15 protein-coding genes and 1 pseudogene are annotated in these 17,502 nt (G+C 62.1%); 5 read left to right on the top strand and 11 right to left on the bottom strand.

Annotated features, from left to right (window positions below; genetic code table 11):
* The 3 genes from gcvH to DXY29_RS08360 all read left to right on the top strand — a co-directional run bounded on the left by gcvH (nucleotide 1) and on the right by DXY29_RS08360 (nucleotide 3,697).
* Nucleotides 1–390: a glycine cleavage system protein GcvH gene (gcvH, locus tag DXY29_RS08370; RefSeq protein WP_115024583.1), complete on the top strand. Its 390-nt coding sequence runs from the start codon at nucleotides 1–3 to the stop codon at nucleotides 388–390.
* 112 nt (nucleotides 391–502) lie between these two features.
* Entirely contained in the window at nucleotides 503–3,316 is a 2,814-nt protein-coding gene (gene gcvP / locus DXY29_RS08365; protein WP_244279355.1) for an aminomethyl-transferring glycine dehydrogenase, read from the top strand.
* Nucleotides 3,317–3,442: 126 nt separating this feature from the next.
* Nucleotides 3,443–3,697, top strand: a complete 255-nt coding sequence (locus DXY29_RS08360; RefSeq protein WP_115024581.1) for a hypothetical protein — start codon at nucleotides 3,443–3,445, stop codon at nucleotides 3,695–3,697.
* Between the two features lie 2 nt (nucleotides 3,698–3,699).
* On the opposite strand, the gene DXY29_RS08355 is transcribed toward DXY29_RS08360, so the two are convergent.
* The 5 genes and pseudogenes from DXY29_RS08355 to DXY29_RS08335 all read right to left on the bottom strand — a co-directional run bounded on the left by DXY29_RS08355 (nucleotide 3,700) and on the right by DXY29_RS08335 (nucleotide 7,518).
* Nucleotides 3,700–3,906 carry a hypothetical protein gene (locus DXY29_RS08355; RefSeq protein WP_115024580.1) on the bottom strand — a complete coding sequence of 69 codons (207 nt, stop codon included), beginning with the start codon at nucleotides 3,904–3,906 and terminating at the stop codon, nucleotides 3,700–3,702.
* Between the two features lie 157 nt (nucleotides 3,907–4,063).
* Nucleotides 4,064–4,237: pseudogene (locus tag DXY29_RS13725) on the bottom strand (pirin family protein); the annotation flags it as partial.
* 70 nt (nucleotides 4,238–4,307) lie between these two features.
* Complete coding sequence (locus DXY29_RS08345) at nucleotides 4,308–4,823, bottom strand: NADPH-dependent FMN reductase (RefSeq protein WP_115024579.1); 516 nt, start codon at nucleotides 4,821–4,823, stop codon at nucleotides 4,308–4,310.
* Between the two features lie 100 nt (nucleotides 4,824–4,923).
* Nucleotides 4,924–5,637: a rubrerythrin family protein gene (locus DXY29_RS13890; protein WP_115024578.1), complete on the bottom strand. Its 714-nt coding sequence runs from the start codon at nucleotides 5,635–5,637 to the stop codon at nucleotides 4,924–4,926.
* A 78-nt stretch (nucleotides 5,638–5,715) separates the two neighbouring features.
* Entirely contained in the window at nucleotides 5,716–7,518 is a 1,803-nt protein-coding gene (locus DXY29_RS08335; protein ID WP_115024577.1) for a diflavin flavoprotein, read from the bottom strand.
* 50 nt (nucleotides 7,519–7,568) lie between these two features.
* Between DXY29_RS08335 and DXY29_RS08330 the strand changes: the two genes are divergently transcribed.
* Nucleotides 7,569–8,708 carry a hypothetical protein gene (locus DXY29_RS08330; protein WP_115024576.1) on the top strand — a complete coding sequence of 380 codons (1,140 nt, stop codon included), beginning with the start codon at nucleotides 7,569–7,571 and terminating at the stop codon, nucleotides 8,706–8,708.
* On the opposite strand, the gene DXY29_RS08325 is transcribed toward DXY29_RS08330, so the two are convergent.
* Nucleotides 8,702–10,450, bottom strand: a complete 1,749-nt coding sequence (locus DXY29_RS08325; protein ID WP_115024575.1) for a diflavin flavoprotein — start codon at nucleotides 10,448–10,450, stop codon at nucleotides 8,702–8,704. The two genes, DXY29_RS08330 and DXY29_RS08325, sit on opposite strands and share 7 nt — an antisense overlap.
* 82 nt (nucleotides 10,451–10,532) lie before the next feature.
* Here DXY29_RS08325 and DXY29_RS08320 point away from each other — a divergent pair, with 82 nt between their 5' ends.
* Complete coding sequence (locus DXY29_RS08320; protein ID WP_115025007.1) at nucleotides 10,533–11,828, top strand: NRAMP family divalent metal transporter; 1,296 nt, start codon at nucleotides 10,533–10,535, stop codon at nucleotides 11,826–11,828.
* Between the two features lie 110 nt (nucleotides 11,829–11,938).
* On the opposite strand, the gene DXY29_RS08315 is transcribed toward DXY29_RS08320, so the two are convergent.
* From DXY29_RS08315 to DXY29_RS08295, 5 genes are all read right to left on the bottom strand, one after another.
* Nucleotides 11,939–12,331 carry an Hsp20/alpha crystallin family protein gene (locus tag DXY29_RS08315; protein ID WP_115024574.1) on the bottom strand — a complete coding sequence of 131 codons (393 nt, stop codon included), beginning with the start codon at nucleotides 12,329–12,331 and terminating at the stop codon, nucleotides 11,939–11,941.
* A gap of 166 nt (nucleotides 12,332–12,497) precedes the next feature.
* Nucleotides 12,498–12,977 (bottom strand): MEKHLA domain-containing protein, encoded by a 480-nt coding sequence (locus DXY29_RS08310; protein ID WP_115024573.1) that lies wholly within the window; start codon nucleotides 12,975–12,977, stop codon nucleotides 12,498–12,500.
* A gap of 24 nt (nucleotides 12,978–13,001) precedes the next feature.
* Complete coding sequence (locus DXY29_RS08305) at nucleotides 13,002–13,889, bottom strand: SWIM zinc finger family protein (protein WP_115024572.1); 888 nt, start codon at nucleotides 13,887–13,889, stop codon at nucleotides 13,002–13,004.
* Nucleotides 13,890–13,891: 2 nt separating this feature from the next.
* The gene (locus DXY29_RS08300; protein WP_115024571.1) at nucleotides 13,892–17,089 is read right to left on the bottom strand and encodes a DEAD/DEAH box helicase; all 3,198 of its coding nucleotides are present in this window, start codon (nucleotides 17,087–17,089) and stop codon (nucleotides 13,892–13,894) included.
* Nucleotides 17,086–17,502: a hypothetical protein gene (locus DXY29_RS08295; protein WP_115025006.1), complete on the bottom strand. Its 417-nt coding sequence runs from the start codon at nucleotides 17,500–17,502 to the stop codon at nucleotides 17,086–17,088. The genes DXY29_RS08300 and DXY29_RS08295 overlap by 4 nt, the downstream gene beginning before the upstream one ends.

Genomic DNA, 17,502 nt, shown 5'->3' with positions numbered 1-17,502 from the left:
ATGGCGTTCGCGTTCCCCGACTCTTTTCGCTTCGCCGACAGCCACGAGTACGCCAACGCCGATGGTGATCTGGTGCGGGTGGGCATCAGTGCCTTCGCCGTTGATCAGCTGGGCGACATCGTGTTTGTCGACCTGCCGGACGTGGGCTCCAGCTTGGCGAAGGGCACCAGCTTCGGATCGGTGGAATCAGTGAAGGCGGTGGAAGACATGTATGCACCCATTGCCGGCGAGGTGGTGCAGCGCAATGAAGCGGTGCTGGCCAGTCCGGAGGAACTCCAGAACGATCCCCATGGCGAGGGCTGGCTTTTGGTGCTGCGTCCAACCGATCCCTCCGAGCTCGACAGCCTGATGACTGCGGAGGCCTACGGCGCGAAGGTCAACGCCGGCTGACATCAACCACGGGACGCGGCTCTTACGATCGCTCCGTGCGCTGCTGCTTTAGACGTTGATCTCTCCTTTTTCGCAGCGGCATATCGGCCCGAGTGCGGCGGAACAGAGCCGGATGCTGAACGCTCTCGGCTACAGCGATCTGAAGGGTTTCATCACTGATGTCGTGCCCGACGACATCCTTGACCCAGCGCCGCCTTACGAAGCGTTGCCCGAGGGCTGTGGAGAGGCGGAAGCCCTCAGGCAGCTGAAGGAGCTGAGCGAGTCCAATTCACTTCGACGCTCCTTGATTGGTTTGGGTTACTACGGCACAGCAACCCCGGCTCTAGTTCAGCGCCACGTTTTTGAAAATCCGGCCTGGTATACCGCATACACCCCGTATCAGGCGGAAATCGCCCAAGGCCGTCTTGAGGCCCTTCTCAACTTTCAAACCCTGATCAGTGAGCTCACGGGTTTGCCGATCGCTAACGCGTCGCTGCTGGATGAAGCCACCGCAGCAGCGGAGGCCATGAGCCTCAGCTTCGGGGTTTGCCGTCGCCCCGAGGCGACCCGGTTCTTGGTGGACGCCAATGTGCTGCCGCAGACCTGGGCCGTGCTGCAGACCCGCGCGGAACCTCTTGGCATCACCCTTGAGCGGATCGACCCGGCAACGGCGCCGATCGATGCCTCCGTGTTCGGAGTTCTGCTCCAATTGCCCGGGGCTGATGGTTGTCTTTGGGATCCAACTGCCGTGATCGAAGCGGCCCATGCGGCTGGCGCTTTGGCCACTGTGGCCATCGATCCGTTGGCCCAGACCCTGATGGCGCCTGTTGGATCCCTGGGGGCCGACATTGCCGTGGGCAGTGCCCAACGCCTGGGGGTGCCGATGGGATTCGGTGGCCCCCATGCCGCCTTTTTCGCCACGGTTGAGGCCTACAAGCGCCAGATCCCGGGTCGTCTAGTGGGGCAGTCTAAGGATGTAGAAGGCCGCTCGGCCCTGCGGCTGGCGCTGCAGACCCGTGAGCAGCACATCCGCCGTGACAAAGCCACCAGCAATATCTGCACTGCTCAGGTGTTGCTCGCCGTGATGGCTTCTTTTTATGCAGTGCACCACGGGCCCGACGGCCTTCAGGCCATCGCCCAGCGCATCGTTGGGCTGCGCAGCCAGTTGGAGCAGGGCCTGAAGGCTCTTGGGTATCCGCTGGCTTTGGCGGACCGCTTCGACACCGTCACCGTGCACTGTGCGGCGGCGCCTGCCGTCCACCGCGCGGCAGCAGCAGCAGGCTTCAATCTGCGGGTGCTGCCAGATGGCGCCGCTCCGGCGGACGCCACCGGATTCGGCATCAGCCTGGATGAGTTGTCGGATGAACGGGAGCTGCAAGTGCTCCTGGGGCTCCTGGCTGAGGCCTGCGGTCAGGAGATACCAGAACTTGAGGCTGCTCTGCCCGAGTCCCTGTCCCTGCCGCAGCGCAGCCAACCCTGGCTGACCCAGCCGGTGTTTCATCAGTACCGCAGCGAGACGGAGCTGTTGCGCTACATCCAGCGGTTGGTGAGCCGTGATCTTTCCCTGGTGCACGGGATGATCCCCTTGGGCAGTTGCACCATGAAGCTCAATGCCGCCGCTGAGCTGCAGCCGGTGAGTTGGCCTGCCTTTGCGGCATTGCATCCGTTTTCTCCAGTGGATCAGACGGAGGGCTATCGCTGCATGGCCGACGATCTGGAGCGATGGTTGGCGGCTCTGACGGGGTTTGCAGCCGTGTCGTTGCAGCCCAATGCCGGTTCTCAGGGGGAATATGCGGGGCTGCTGGTGATTCGCGCCTGGCACCGCTCCCGCGGGGAGGCCCATCGCGATATCTGTCTGATTCCTACCAGCGCCCATGGCACCAACCCCGCCAGTGCCGTCATGGCCGGACTCAAGGTTGTGGCTGTCGCCTGCGATGACGAGGGCAACATCGATCAGCAGGATCTTGCTGCGAAGGCTGCTGAGCATGCCGATCAGCTGGCGGCGTTGATGGTCACCTACCCCTCCACCCACGGCGTCTTTGAAACCGGCATCCGTGAGATCTGCTCCGTTGTGCATCAGCACGGTGGGCAGGTGTACCTCGATGGGGCAAACCTCAATGCGCAGGTCGGGCTTTGCCGTCCTGGTGCGTTCGGTGCCGATGTGTGCCATCTCAACCTGCACAAGACCTTCTGCATCCCCCACGGGGGCGGTGGCCCAGGCGTGGGACCGATTGGTGTGGCGGCGCATCTGGCGCCCTTCCTGCCGGGTCATCCGTTGCAAGCCGGTACCTCAGCCGCCATCGGACCCGTTTCCGCAGCAGCGCTCGGCAGCGCCAGCATCCTGCCGATCAGTTGGATGTATCTACGGATGATGGGGGCGGATGCCCTGCGGCAGGCCAGTGCCGTGGCGCTGTTGTCAGCCAACTATCTGGCCCATCGGCTTGACCCCTATTACCCCGTGCTGTTTCGGGGCAGCACCGGTCGAGTGGCCCATGAATGCATCCTTGATCTGCGGCCGTTGAAAAGGGACGCAGGAATCGATGTGGATGACATCGCCAAGCGCTTGATGGATTACGGCTTCCACGCACCCACCGTCAGCTGGCCGGTGGCTGGAACGGTGATGGTTGAACCCACGGAGAGCGAAAGCCTGGCGGAGTTGGATCGCTTCGCCGATGCCCTGGTGGCGATCCGTGAGGAGATTCGTGCCATCGAAAACGGCGCCATCGACCCTCAGAACAACCCGTTGAAGCGTGCCCCGCACACCCTGGCTGCAGTGACAGTGGATGACTGGGATCGTCCCTACAGCCGTCAGCAGGCCGCATTCCCCATGGAGGGTCAGCAGGAGAACAAGGTCTGGCCAGCTGTGGCTCGGATTGACAACGCCTTCGGTGACCGCAACTTGATCTGCACCTGTCCCTCTGTGGAAGAGGTGGCTCTGGCGGCTTGACCTGGTGCGAGGGCATCAGAACGTGTAAATTTTCACTGAAAGTGGAAAAATTGGTTTGATTCCGTTCATCGCCCTTGCGGGTTCGGTCAAACTGTTCGACAACTGATTCGTCTGTCGGGGGACACCATGGATCGGGACAACATCAAGAAATCTGGCCTCAGGACCGTTGAAGGACCTGCCCTTCCTCAACTTCCGGACGGTCTCGAGTCGGCATTCAATCGTGGTCACACTTTGTCGATTGAAGGGACGAATGTGATTCGGGTTCCGTTCGGCACCCGCCGCTCCCGTCGCAGTCGCCCTGAGCGGCCCGATCACTGGGCCACTCTCGTCATCCCTCTTCAACCGGTGGGCGATCCCACCCCTCCACCGGCAGCGGCCTGAATTCAGGCCGCTCCGATTTCTGATGCTTCCTGCGAAAGACGCCAGTCCAAAAGGGCTTTGACGTCGGCCAACGAGCAGGTCGGTGTGCGGAACGGCAGAAGCAGCATGGGGCTGCGTTCAGGTCGCACCAACCAGCTTTGATTGGTTTGAGGCATCAGAAGGAACCCGCGGTAACGCACCGCGGTCTCATGACCGTTCATGAATCCCATCGCTCAAGGGATTGTTTGAAAGTGACTACGTCATTTCAGGGCGCAATATCTGGTGTTACGCGCTTGCACCGAATCTCTTCAGGATTGCTGCGTTTCAAGTGGTCAAACGGAGATCAGCTTGCGAGATTGCAACGGCCTGTGAGTCGTGCCCCCACAGGTGGTGGTGCATGCCGGAACCCTTTCCAGCAGCGATGGTGTCGTCGTTGATCACCCGCAAGGGGCCGAAGCCCATCCAGTTCGGATCCTGATGGCGGCCGAACGAAAAGCTCTGCTACGACTCAAGCCAGTCCAGTTGGGTGAGAAAGCGCTCGGAAGCCGGGCCCATCCGCATTGATGGAGTGTTGACAAGAGCGGTCAGGTTGATCGCGTGGAAAGGGGGTATTCGGGGTGAGGTGTTCGCTTCAGAGCTCGAGGGGAGTCATCTGCAGCAGCCGTTGCACCAGGTCGGCGATGCTGTCGTCTTGGGGTGGCTTGGCGTAGTTGCTAAGCAGCTGTCGCCCGACGACCTGGGCTCCAAGGTGCGTCAGCTGGATGCGCAGGGAAAGGAGCAGTTCCATGCCGCCACCACCGGAAAAGGTGGCCATGGCAATCGGCCGCCCGTTGAAGAGGGATCGGAAGTCATCTCCTGTCACCGAGAGCCAGGCAATGGCATTGGTAAGGGATGGCGGTATTGAGCCGTTGTATTCCGGTGCGCAGATCACCCAGCGCGGAGTTTGCTGCAGCTTGTCGTGCAGGGTCACAAGATCAGGGCCAGCACCCGCTTCCTTGACTCTCGGAGTGAACAGAGGCAGGTCGAGCTGCGTGAGGTCGATCAGTTTGGCGGTGGCGTTCTGAGCTGCTGCGGCCTTCACGAACCGTTCAGCAAGCTTGAGGTTTTCGCCATTGCTTGCTGTCAGAACGATGAGATCGGAGGGCATGGAGAATTCTGAACTTGATTGAATCGTGCAAGTTCTCGCTTGTTCTCACAACAAGGCCCGCCGCGCTTGGACGATGCGCTGACGGACCTGGGAGTAAGGGTCAGGCGGCCTTCAACTCGGCTTCCCGGTAGGGGACGAAGCTGGCTTTGCGGGCGCCGCAGATCGGACACTCCCAGTCCTCCGGAATCGCTTCAAAGGGTGTGCCTGCGGCGATGCCGGAATCCGGATCTCCCTCGGCGGGGTCGTAAATCATCGAGCACACCTTGCAGATCCATTTGCCTGGAAGGGGTTGATCGGCTTGGCCTGCCGTTCCTTTGCCTTGCAGTGCTTCCAGGGCGACGCCATAGGTTTCGGCGTGATGTTGTTCTATCGGGGTTAGCAGGCCGAAGTTCTTAGCGGCTGTCCGGAAGGTGCCGGCATGCTCCTTGGATTCGCTGCTTTGCTCGGCAAATTCCGCCTCGGCTCCGCTGTCCCGGTCCTGACGGGCCTGGGCGGCGAACTCCGGATACATCGTTGTGTACTCGTAGGTTTCGCCTTCAATCGCCAGTTCCAGGCAGCGGGTCAGCATCGCTTGCTTCTCGCTGTCGCTGAGCTGGTCGGGGTTGCCCACCACTAATTCGGGATGCAGTAGGCGGAAGTGCGCAAAGGCATGCTCTGTTTCTTGGGCCGCGGTTTCACGAAACAACTTGGCCAGGTCTTTGTGACCCAGTTGTTTGGCCACATCCGCAAAGAACAGGTACTTGCGGTTGGCCATGCTCTCGCCGCCGAACGCGGCTTCGAGATTGGCGTGGGTGGATGGCTTGGAGAGGTCCATCGAGGAGAAGCGATCGTTCCAACAGATTACGCCTAACTCATACTCGCTATGAGTTAGGCGGTGGTACGGGTTGCCGGCTCAGTAGTTGGCGCCGCTGCGGCGTTGGTGCACCGCAGTGCTGCCCTTCGCATCCAGCACCCCACCGTGATCCACTTCGGCGTAGATCAGCCAGTGGTCGCCGCATTCCATCCGCTGGCTTACTTTCCCGTCTAGCCAGGCCAGGGCATCCGGTAGCAACGGCTGCTCGGCGGGGCTTGTGTCGAGCTCAAGGCCTGCAAAGCGATCAGCACCGGGCTCGAACGGTTGCAGGAATTGCTTCATTGCTGCTGTTTCGCGACCTTCTGCCAAAACGTTCAAGGCGAAGCGATCGCCCTTGTGCAGAAGGGCTTCCACGGCGCGGTCTTTGGCGACGGCCACGGTGATGCCGGGAGGACTGAAGCTCGCCTGACTCACCCAGCTGGCCACCATGGCGCCGCTTAGATCAGCTTTACGAGTGGTGAGCACGCAGAGGGAGCCGATCACGCGGCCCAGGGCCAGGACTGCTGGATCGCTGCGGCTTTCACTCAAACCTCCTGCACTGCGCCGCTGCGCTCGCTTCTGGCTCTGCAGCAGTTGACGGGCGAAACGGGTGCCGGTCTCTTCCAGCTCCTTCACCCGTGCGGCATCTGGACTGAACTTCACCCGGATCGGCTCGAAGCCAAAGCTGAAGCCGCCGTCCCGCAGCTTGGTTTCCAGCAGATCCACCGCCTCGCCGCTCCAGCCGAAGCTGCCGAACACCCCCACGGGCTTGTTGCGATCTCCTTCCGCCAACAGGGTGCCCAAGGCCGAAACAATTGGCGTGGGGGCATGTCCCCCCAGGGTCGGTGAGCCAATCAACACGGCATCGGCCTGCTGGATGGTGCTCACCAGTTCATCGGCCGGGGTGAATTCGCAGTTCAAGCTGCTCACCCGGATGCCGGTACGGCTGACCCCGCGGGCCAGGGCGTCAGCAATGGCAGCGGTGTTGCCGTAGGCGCTGGCGAACAGCAGGGCCACCGTGAGGCTGGCGTTCTGCTGGCCTTCTCCCCAGCGGCGGTAGTCGCTGAGCAGGCTGCGCCAACTGGCTTCGATCGCGGGGCCATGGCCCGGAGCGATGGTGCGGATATCGAGCTCTTCGAGCCGTTCCACCAGGGCATCCACTTGACTGGCCATGGGAGCCATCAGGCAGTCATAGAAGTGACGGCGCTCTTCTTCTGTGCTGCTGCGGTTGCTTTCGGCCCAGCTGTCCGTGCAGAGGTGGGCACTGAAGAATTTGTCGCTCATCAGCAAGCCGAGGCTTTCCTCAAACGCCAGCAACCCGCCAGGCCAACGGGGGGTTGGGGCCGGCAGCAGCATCAGGCTGCGCTGATGGCTGAGGGGAAGCGTTTGCTCCTGGCGGATGATCCGCAGGGGCGGCAGGTCGGGCAAGGGTGGTTGTTCGCTCGTTTCTCCGGGCGGGGCCGGTTTGCGTTGGCTCCAAAGTTCCTTGATCAACTTGGCGCCCGGGTTGGAGACGATCAGTTCCAGCCCGGCATAGGCCTCCGCTAAATCCCGCAGCAAGGCAACGCGATTGGGATTGACGTGACCCACGACCACCAGCAGCGGCGCATCGTTGCTGGGTAGGGCGTCGGCAAGTACCGGAAGAAAGGCGCCGCTGTAGGCCACACCTGGAGGGTGAACCAACACGGCAGGGGCACCATCACCGGTCTCAAACAACACGCTGTTGGCTGTGCTTCCCCGCTCCAGGGCGTACTCCAGTTCAAAGCGGTTTCGTTGAGGGCTCAGACCGCGGAGACCAACGACCCCATCGTCGATCGGCAGTTGGATCGTGCGACGCGTGGTTGCGGTGCTGGTCACGCTCATCTTCGAAGCCAGTTGAATGTAGGCGTGTTGTTAATGAGAGCAGCAGACCTGTGGCACAGAGCGTTGTTGTTCTCTCTTCTCAGCTGATCACCACCCTCTCGGCTCTGGCCTATCTGCGCTGGCGAGGAATACGAGGAACCCGGCTGCACGTTGTCTCGCCTTATCGCGACGAGTTCAGCCATTCGACCAAAGCCTTCCAGCCGCTATTGCGGGATCTCGCTTCCCAGGATGGACATCAGTGCCAGTTCATCCAGATCCCCCCTGATCAGACTCGAGTGCTCCAGCTCAGTGCTGGGGACAGCCTGCTGATTCGGTCTGAGCCCCTGAAGTGCAGCCTGCTGCTGCTGCCACGGTTGGATGATCGTGAAGGGCAGCGGATGCTGCTTGCATACCAGGCTTCAGAAGTGGTGGAGCTGGGGGAATCGATTGGGGTCGAGACGCGCTTGTATTCAGATCAAGCACAGCGCAAACGCAGCAAGGTGCTGGAGGTCGTGAATTGTTCTGAAGTCATTCCTTCGGTTCGTCAGGATCCGCTGCTGCCTTTTGACCGTCCTGTTGAGCCGTTGCGGCTCCAGGCCATTCTCGACATTTGCGCGAATTTCCGTTCTGCATTGCTTGACGATGAAGCGATCAGCCGAAAGCATCAACCGGGCGTGATGCTTTGCCTGCCTTACCTGAGAGTGCCCAAATGGCATGTTCGCTGGCGGCTCTTTGGCAGATCGTTTGGTTGGCGCCGGACGCCAGGAATCGCGAACAGTGCGTACTTCATTCGCGCCATCCGTTCCGCCTTGCGACATGTGCGCGCAGATGCACCGTTGTGGGTGCAAGCCCATCCCAAAAATGAAGCTCACTATTCGTTTGTTCAGCAGCTGTTGAATCCGCTGCATCAAGGAAGATCGTTGGAGCTGTTCTCATCAGATGCCCCCCTCGAGGTGCGGCTGTCGAGCGGATGGTCGCGTGAAGGGAGTGGACCCTTGAATGTGTTGGGTTTCGGCACCAACCTCTTGGCTGCAGCCATCTTTCTGGCCCCTCATCACCGAGGCGTTGCCCTCTGTCAGCCGGCTGATGAGGGCTGGTGGCGCGACTGCTCAGATCAGTGGCTCCATCGTCGTGAATGGCGGAGGAGCCAACACGTTGATGCCTTGCTCACGAATCTTCTTGACGCTCTGGATCAGCTGCAAGCTCAGTAGTGGTTGCCCACCTTGCGGTGATGCACCGCGGTGCTGGCCTCGGCATCGGCCACGTTGCCTTGCTCCACGACGGCATAGATGATCCAGTGATCGGGGCCTTCCATTCGCTGCTCCACCCGGCAGCCAAGAAAAGCCAGTGCATCGGCCAGCACCGGGCCTCCATCGGCTGTTCCTTCCAGCACATTCACCCCGGCGAAACGATCGGCACCGGGGGGGAAGCGTTTGAGGAAATGCCGCATCAGCTCCTGGTGGTTGTCCTGCCGGAGAACATTCAGCACGAACCTGTCGCCGACCTGCATCAGGGCTTCGATCGCACGATCTTTGGCGACAGCAATCGTGAGCCCCGGTGGTGTGAAGCTGGCTTGGCTCACCCAGCTGGCCACCATGGCGCTGCGGCGCTGCGATTCGCCGTCCCCCTGGCTTGCGGTCACCACATAGAGGCCACCACTGATGCGACCAAGAGCCTTGTCGAGGTCGCCATCGAGGCTTTTCATCGCCGCGATTGTCTTCTCCTTGGTGAGCAGCTGACCAAGGTCGGTGCCGGACTCTTCACAACGTTGATAGTCGCTGCCCTGGGGAAGTTGTTTGATCCTTAATGGGCTGAATGCTGGTTTCTGCCCCTGGCTGCGCAGTTGATCGGCGACGGCGTCGATCGGTTCATCGTTGCCGCCGAAGGCGTCGTAGACCCCCACCAGTTGCTTGGGATGAAGGGCCGCCAGCAGGGTGCCGATCGAGGCCTGGAGATCAGGTTCCGGTTCCGATGGCCACGTCGGCACCACAACAGCCTTGGCATCGCCAATGAGTGCGGTGAGTTCCTGCGGATCGGTGGCCCGCAAGTCCACCAATTGCACCTGGGCATCCGCCTTGCCGATGCCGTGGGCAATGGCCTGGCTGATCCGATCGGAGAAGCCGTACTGGCTCAGATAACAGACGGCTGCATAACTTTCTCCCTTGCTGCGTTGACCACTCCAGTCGCGGTAGTCACTGACCCAGTGGCTGAGGTGATGGCGTAGCAGGGGGCCATGCCCCACGGCGATCGTGTTGATCTCCGGCAGGCCATCCATGCGCTTGAGGGCCTGCAGAACGCTTCGGGCATTGGGGCCCATCAAGCAGTCGTAGTAGAAGCGGAAATCGGGAGCGATGGCGCCAGGGTCGGCGTCGAAGACATCGTCGGAGCAGTAATGCAGGCCGAAGGCGTCGCAGGTGTAGAGGATGCCTGTGCCGTGATCGAAGGAAAAGATCGTGTCTGGCCAGTGCAGGTTCGGAGCGCTCAGGAATTCGAAGCGGTGCTGAATGCCGCTGGCTGGGTTCGTGCCGAGATCCAGTTCTTCCCCGGATTTCACGGCACGGGATTTGAAGGGCCGGTGCACCTGGTCCTGCAGGAACTGCAGCGCCACCTTCGATCCGACGATTTCAATGTTTGGGTTGAGGTCGATCAGATCCCCAATCAGTCCGGAATGGTCCGGCTCCGTGTGGCTCACGATCAACACATCAATCGCGATTGGATCGATCTGCTCCTTCAGCAGGGGAATCCAGGTATCGCGGAACTTGGCGTGGCTGGTGTCGATCAGGGCGGTGCGTTCGCCCCGCACCAGGAAGGCGTTGTAAGTGGTGCCGTTGCGCAGGCCGAATTCGATGTCGAAGCGGCTGCGATCCCAGTCCAGGGAACGAATCGTGCTGGTGTCGGCTGCAATGGCCTCGCACTGCAGCGACAGCTTCGGAGCAGCGGGAGCGACGACCATGAAACCGACCGTGACGGAAGTCGACTTTACGGAGATTCAGCGGGGGAAGGCGGCGGAGACTGGTAGCAACCGCAACCTTGTGATGGCGTCATCGACGCTGCGACGCAGCATTGGTCCCGGGATCCTGTTGGCAGGTGCCTGCATTGGTGGATCCCACTTGATGTCTTCCACCACGGCGGGGGCCCGTTTCGGCTTTGCGCTGGTGGGACTGATCCTGCTTACCAATCTGATCAAATACCCGTTCCTGCGGGTGGGCACCCGCTTCACGGCGGCCACCGGACTGTCGTTGCTGGAGGGCTTCCAGCAACGCAATCCGCTCTACCTCCCGCTGTATTTGGTGGTGAGCCTGGTGACAGGCACCTTCACCATCGCTGCAGTGAGTTTTGTTGCGGGGCTGCTGCTCACCAACATCCCCCTGCTGGCGGGATTGGACCCCTATGGACTGTCGATCGCCGTGTTGGCGGTGAGTGGCCTGGTGCTGCTGTTGGGGCACTACCGCGCTTTGGACCGTCTCTCCAAGCTGCTGGTGGTGCTGCTCACCTTGCTCACAGGGATCGCGGCCGCATCACTGTTGATTCGCGGCCCCGTCGGTGATGTGGCAGCGAGTTGGGTCAGCACGGATCCCAGTCCCTGGACCCTTGCCAACCTGGCCTTTTTGATTCCCTTGATGGGCTGGATGCCCGGTCCGGTGGAGATGTGCGTGTGGCCATCCTTGTGGATGTTCTCCCGTGCCCGGGATACCGACCACACCGCAACGCCGAAGGAAGCGGAATTTGATTTCAACCTCGGCTATGGCGTCACGGTGGTGACGGCGATGTTCTTCGTGATCCTTGGCGCCTTCACGATGTACGGCAGCGGTGATGGAATGCTCGCTGGCAGTGGTGTTTCCTTCGCTCAGAAGCTGATCAAGCTCTATACGGCCGCCATGGGCGGTTGGGCGGCTTGGGTGATCATTCCGGCGGCCTTTTTCGCCATGTTCAGCACCACCCTCACCTGTCTTGATGCCTACCCCCGAAGCATTGCGGCGATTCAGGGCTTGCTGCGCCATCACGACAGTGGTGACTCGGCACCGGGGCCCATGCAGCGTCGCTTCGATATCTGGGTCATCGTGCATTTTCTGGCGGCTGTGCTGGCGTTGGTGGTGGCCAAGACCGGCGGTATTGGGGTGAAGGATTTCGTGTTCGGGGCGATGACCGGCAGTTTCCTCACGGCGCCCCTGTTCGCCTGGATGGCGATGGACACGATCAACAGTCCTTTGGTTCCGCTTGCACACCGTTATGGGCGGCTCACCCAGGCGTTTTGCTGGTTTGGTTTGGTGTTTTTCAGCGGATTCAGCCTGTTGTTCATCGGCCGCTTTTTCTTCGGCCTTGGGGGCTAACCCGAATGCGGTTCCATCAAAAAACCCCTGCCATGGGCAGGGGTTGAGCTTCCGTTCCTCGGTGTGGGGATGAGCTGCTTCAGCTCAATGCTGTTTAGTGCGATGGCTGTTCAGTTCTCGATCTTCACCGAAACGCTGGTGTGTTCAACAGCTTTGCCGGCGTTGATTTCAAGAATGCCGTCGCGGTAGCTGGCTTTGAGCTGGTCGCGATCAAGGCTGTGGGGGAAGCGGAAGCTGCGGCTCCAGGTGCCGCAGCGGAATTCGCTCAGCAGAGGTTCATTGTTGTCATCGCCGGTTGCGGCTGTGCGTTCTGCGTTGATCACCAGATTGCGATCGGTGGCCTTGATGTCGATGGAGTCGCGGTCCACGCCAGGCAGTTCCAGCCGCACGTTGTAGCTGGATTCAGTCTCATGGATTTCGGCGTTGGGGACGCGCTCTGCGGTCGCAAGTTGCTGCTCGAGACGCTCGAACAGATCGAAGGGTGATTGGCGGAGGGTCAGCATGATGGTTGCTCTGAAGAATGAACATCTGCGGACTTGGTTGATTGCCCGCCAACACAATCTGCGCCGCTTGGATGAGAACTAGAAGTGTGAGAACCGCCCGTTTTGATTCGGTCTCTACCACCAGGTTCGGCTGGCACGACAGGGATGGTGTTGAAACCGAATCTCCCTAAAGCCACCACCAGTCGCTGAAGCAGGCCGCCTGGCCGCACACCCGCTCTTCTGCATCCCAGAGCGTCCAGATACGGGCGTTGTTGAGCATGAACTGCTGCCCTTTTCGGCTGATCCGAATGCCTTGATAGTTCTCAACTGCGTCCAGACGTTTGGCCTGGCCCAGGGCGTTGCTGCGTTCTGCCCGTTCGGTTTCCGGTGCGGTGAGCCGTGAGGGCAGGCCGATCAGCTCATGCCAGCTGGTCTCCCAGAGCTGCAGCGCAGCCGCATTGGCGTAACTGAGCCTTGGATCGTTTCCGGTGCCGTGGGCCAGCACCGGAAAACCGCAGGCGAACAGTTCCTGGCACAGCAGGCGCCTGGAGCGGCCCGGTTGGGCGGCGGCGATCAGTGGCCGGCCGAAGGCCCGTTGATGGGATTGCAGCAGCACCCCGGCGAGCCCTTGTTTTTCGGAGGTGAGCCAGGCGGCTTCGCAGGCCATGGCTCCAGGCCCCTCCACGTCGCTTCAGCTGCCGGCCGCCATGGCCTGCAGCATCGCCTTCTGGGCACTGGCCTGGCCGTGGGCCTTGAGGTTGCTGAGGAAGGTGCTTCGGGCATCGGCGAAACGCGGGTCTTCCGCCAGTGGCAGCTCTCCGGCGGCATCCAGGCCGGTGTCTCCATCCATCGCCGGGGTGATCACCACCAGGTCGCCATCGAGGTTGCGGTTGTAGCGCCACCACAGGGCGGGATCCTGCACTGCTGGATGGGGCGGCAGGGGGGTGGCATCGTCAGGGATGTTGGTAATGCCCGCTTCCTTGGCCGCCTCCGCCCGCTCAGCCAGGGCCTTGCGCCGGTGTTCCGCCAGGTCCTCCAGTAGCCGAGCTCGGGTGCGGCCCCGCAGTTGGAATAACACGAAGGGGTCTTCACTGAAGCGGTCCCCCATCAGGAAATACACCGCGCTGATGTGTTTGCAGGGGTTGGCTTTATCCGGGCAGCTGCACTCGCTGCGCACCTCCTGCAGCTTGAACGGGAACAGGCGTTTGCCGCTGGCGGCGAAGGCCCGTTCGATGTCTGAGGGCATGATCCCCGCCAGGAGTTGGGCCGACCAGCGGGCTTTTTGGGTCAGGGCTTCCATGACATAGCCCCAATCTTCATCGTTCAGCACATCCAGCCAGAGCTTCACTTTGTAAGGCGCTTCATCGGTGCCTTGGACCCGGGCATGGACCCGGCGGCCTTCGAAGCGGATCGACGTCACATGGCCTTCCCGGGCATAGCCCCAGGCCCGTTCCAACCGCTTCTTGAACCGGTAACCGTTGATCAGCTCCATCCATTGCTCCACCCACCAGGGCTGTTGGCCCAGGCCGTCGTCTCCGATGGCGGTGCTGCCGTTGGTGCTGTTGTTGCTGAGGGTCATGGTCAGGTGTCCTCCAAGGAAACGAGATCACGCAATTGATCGCCACCGAGGCTGCCGAGCCAATCCTCCCCGGAGCCGATCACATCCTCCGCTAGGCGTGATTTCTCCCGGATCATGCGATCGATTTTTTCTTCCACCGAGCCGCTGGTGATGAATTTATGCACCATCACCCGATTGGTCTGGCCGATTCGGTAGGCCCGGTCGGTGGCTTGGTTTTCCACGGCCGGGTTCCACCAGCGATCGATGTGGAACACGTGGCTGGCCCGGGTGAGGTTGAGGCCCACACCACCGGCCTTGAGCGAGAGCAAGAACAGCTGCGGACCGCGGGGATCCTCCTGGAAGCGATCCACCATCGCCTGACGTTCGCTCTTGCGGGTGCCGCCGTGCAGGAAGGGCACCTCCGCCTTCCAGCGCTGTTGCATCCAGGCCTGCAACAGATGCCCCCATTCGGCGAACTGGGTGAACAGCAAAGCCCGGTCGCCCGCTTCGATCACCTCGTCAAGGATCTCCTCTAGCCGCTGCAACTTGGCGGAGCGGCCGAGGAAGCCATCGTCTACAGCCCCTTCGCTCAGGGCAAGGGCGGGATGGTTGCAGATCTGTTTTAGCCGGGTGAGCAGGGCCAGCACTTGGCCGTGGCGCTTCCCGCGCGGAGCACGTGCAATGGCATCAAGCGTGTCTTCCACGGTTTTGCTGTACAGGGATTTTTGCTCTTTGCTCAGCCCCACCCATTCGCTCAGCTCCACCTTTTCGGGAAGGTCCGAGATGATCGTTTTGTCGGTCTTGAGCCGGCGCAGGATGAATGGTCCGACCCGCCCCTTGAGGTCGCGCAGAGACGACATGTCGCCGTAACGCTCGATCGGCATCCGGTAGCGCTGGCGGAAGAAGTCCTCCTCCCCCAGCACCTTGGGGTTGAGGAAGTCCATCAACGCCCACAGTTCGCTGACGCGGTTTTCCACTGGGGTGCCGGTCAGGGCGATGCGGAAGCGGTTGCTTTTGCTTCGGCCGGGGCGGGCCAGATCCCGGGCTGCTTGGCTCTGCTTGGCGCCGGGGTTCTTGATCGCCTGGGCTTCATCAATCACGACCCCCTGCCAGTCCTGGGTTTCCAGCAGTTCGCTGTCGCGTTGCAGCAGTCCGTAGCTGGTGAGTAACAAGTCCACCTCCTTCAAGGCTTTCTTCAGGTCGGCCGGTGTGGAGGGACGACGCGGGCCGTAGTGCTCGGTGACCGCCAACTCGGGGGTGAAGGCTTCCGCTTCCCTTCGCCAGTTGGTGAGCACTGAGGTGGGTGCCACCAACAGCACCGGGCGCTTCAATTCCTGCTCCGCCTTGAGGTGCTGCAGAAACGCCAGCAACTGGATTGTTTTGCCCAAGCCCATGTCATCGGCCAAGCAGGCCCCTTGGTCAAACCGATGCAGGAAGGCGAGCCAGCCCAGGCCCCGCTCCTGATAAGGCCGCAACTGGCCGCAGAATCCCTCTGGGGCCGGCAGTGGGTCGGGGGCTTTTTGCTGGTGATATTGCTCCAGCACCGACTGCAGCCGTGGGCCTGCATCGAAGCGGTGCACCGGCATCCGCATCAGCAGCTCCCCTTCCGTTCCCGTCAACCGCAGCGCGTCGTCGAGGCTCAGTTCTGCTTTGGCGCCACAGAAGCGTTCGGCGTTCTTGAGGTCGTTCGGACGCAGTTCGATCCAGGCCCCCTTGTGGCGCACTAGGGGGCTGCGCTTGCCGCTGAGTCGCTCCAGTTCTCGCAGGGTGAGCGTCACCCCACCGATCATCAGATCCCACTCCCAATCCAGACACTCACCGAGGGTGAAGCCCCGCGACCGCTCCGGTAGTTCAGCCTTAATCGCCAGTCCCAGTCGGCTGGCTAGTCCACCGGAGAGGCTCGGGGGTAGGTCCACGCCCACACCGGCGTCCCGCAGTTGCCGAGCTGCGGTGCGCACCAGCACGAAGGCTTCGGCCGGTGTGAGTTGCATCGTGTCTGGCGTGGCGCTTTCCAGCCCCCGTTCGATCGGTGGGAACACCGTCAGGGCCCGCCCGAGGCCCTCCAGTAGCACTTCGCCGGGCTGGTCCACCTGGATCTCACCCAGTTGGAGCATTTCGGCGCCGGAGGCCCAGGCTGCGGCGGCCGGGAGCTTCAGGCTTGGGTCGGCTTCCGCCTGCAGTCCGAAGCGCAGTTCCCAGAGATCCTCCCCATCCGGTGGGGTGTGCAGTTCCAGGCAGGTCCGGGCCGCGGCGAATCCGCCGGCGATGCCTTCCCGCCAGTGATGGCTTGCGCTGGCCAGTCGTTCGGCCTCCTCATCACCGATCTCGATCACCCCGGTCTCTGATCCCAGGGCCTCCTGCCAGAGCGTCAGCAGGGGATCAAGGCCATCACTGGAGGGCTCGAAGTCCTTGCGCAGCTGGGCGTCCACCAGATCTTCCAGCAGGGTCGCCACCCGCAGGCGACCGCTGCGGGGCCTGCAGCTGGCGACGGGATTGGCGGCCCGCATCGCCTCTGGCCGCAACCGGGTCGTGCGGTTGCTGCGGCGCCCCAGCGGTTCGCGCCAGGGCAAGGCACAGGTGGCCACTAGGGGAAGGCTGGCTGCCAGATCCTCCAGCCGACGTCGATCTTCTTCTCGGTTAAGCAGCGGCACCCAACGGGCCCGATGGGGGTAGCCCTCCCCTTTGCTCAGTTCCATCTGGGGCATCCAGCGGCCACGGGCCACCAGACTCAGGGCCCAGCGCTGCAGATGGCTCCACCAGCGCAATTCATCGGCCAGGTCCGGGTTGGTCCCCGACAGCGGCAAGCGGGACAGCCACTCTGTGGCTGCTGAGGGTTCCACGGCAAGCCCCTGCACCTGCCAAGGCCACCATTCCGTTTGTTTGGGGATCGGTTCGCCGGCTTGCATCGGCAGTCCGGTCCAGCCCGGTGGCTCTGGCGCTGGATCCGCTGCTTTGCTTCGGCTTTTGCGCGGCTTCACCGTGCGGCTTGGCAGGGTGAGACAAGCCGTGGCATCGATGCTGCCGCCGGGCAGAAGGTCGCGTTCGCTGAGCCAGGCCTTGAGGTCGTCGTGGCTGAGGGTGAAGGGATGCAGCGCCGGGGTGAGGCCTGGCCCTTCCGGTGTGGCCACCCGCCAGGTGTCAGCCCAAACGAGCAGTGCCGGTTGGCCGGAACTGCTTGAGGTACGGATGGCGGGAAGCCAGGTGGCGTGCAGCAGGCTCATGGCCGCGACGCGGGCAGGAAGCGGAGGATGCCTTGGAGCAGGAGAGCACTGCCGATCAACGGCAGCCAGGCCAGAAAAAGCTCCAGTACTAATGATGCCAGGCCATCGACCTGCCAGTTGTCAAGGGGTAGCGGCATGCCGAGGCTGCGCAGCCCGCAGACCGCCCCCACCAGACCCGCTTGAAGATGCCCGTCATCGGGGTCCACCCGCTGCAGGTGGAAGGCCAGTAGTCCGTAGAACAGACCGCAACCGCCAGAACGCACGGCTGCTTCCAAGCCCCAGGGCAGGCTGATCAGCCCTGCGCTGATGCCGGCAATTAGAGCCCAGCCGATCGACTGCAGTCTCAATCGCTGGCGAATCTCAGGATCACTGGGAGGAACGGCCACGGGCGCCGGCGGTTCAAAGGCGATCAT

The organism is Synechococcus sp. UW69, assembly GCF_900474185.1.
Lineage (GTDB): Bacteria > Cyanobacteriota > Cyanobacteriia > PCC-6307 > Cyanobiaceae > Parasynechococcus.
This window is presented reverse-complemented; position numbering and strand designations above follow the sequence as displayed.

Bases quoted from the DNA above. Each gene is read 5' to 3' on its own strand.
- gcvH (WP_115024583.1), top strand. From the start codon at position 1: ATGGCGTTCGCGTTCCCCGACTCTTTTCGCTTCGCCGACAGCCACGAG.
- gcvP (WP_244279355.1), top strand. From the start codon at position 503: ATGCTGAACGCTCTCGGCTACAGCGATCTGAAGGGTTTCATCACTGAT.
- DXY29_RS08360 (WP_115024581.1), top strand. From the start codon at position 3,443: ATGGATCGGGACAACATCAAGAAATCTGGCCTCAGGACCGTTGAAGGA.
- DXY29_RS08355 (WP_115024580.1), bottom strand. From the start codon at position 3,906: ATGGGATTCATGAACGGTCATGAGACCGCGGTGCGTTACCGCGGGTTC.
- DXY29_RS08345 (WP_115024579.1), bottom strand. From the start codon at position 4,823: ATGCCCTCCGATCTCATCGTTCTGACAGCAAGCAATGGCGAAAACCTC.
- DXY29_RS13890 (WP_115024578.1), bottom strand. From the start codon at position 5,637: ATGGACCTCTCCAAGCCATCCACCCACGCCAATCTCGAAGCCGCGTTC.
- DXY29_RS08335 (WP_115024577.1), bottom strand. From the start codon at position 7,518: ATGAGCGTGACCAGCACCGCAACCACGCGTCGCACGATCCAACTGCCG.
- DXY29_RS08325 (WP_115024575.1), bottom strand. From the start codon at position 10,450: ATGGTCGTCGCTCCCGCTGCTCCGAAGCTGTCGCTGCAGTGCGAGGCC.
- DXY29_RS08320 (WP_115025007.1), top strand. From the start codon at position 10,533: ATGGCGTCATCGACGCTGCGACGCAGCATTGGTCCCGGGATCCTGTTG.
- DXY29_RS08315 (WP_115024574.1), bottom strand. From the start codon at position 12,331: ATGCTGACCCTCCGCCAATCACCCTTCGATCTGTTCGAGCGTCTCGAG.
- DXY29_RS08310 (WP_115024573.1), bottom strand. From the start codon at position 12,977: ATGGCCTGCGAAGCCGCCTGGCTCACCTCCGAAAAACAAGGGCTCGCC.
- DXY29_RS08305 (WP_115024572.1), bottom strand. From the start codon at position 13,889: ATGACCCTCAGCAACAACAGCACCAACGGCAGCACCGCCATCGGAGAC.
- DXY29_RS08300 (WP_115024571.1), bottom strand. From the start codon at position 17,089: ATGAGCCTGCTGCACGCCACCTGGCTTCCCGCCATCCGTACCTCAAGC.
- DXY29_RS08295 (WP_115025006.1), bottom strand. From the start codon at position 17,502: ATGATCGCCTTTGAACCGCCGGCGCCCGTGGCCGTTCCTCCCAGTGAT.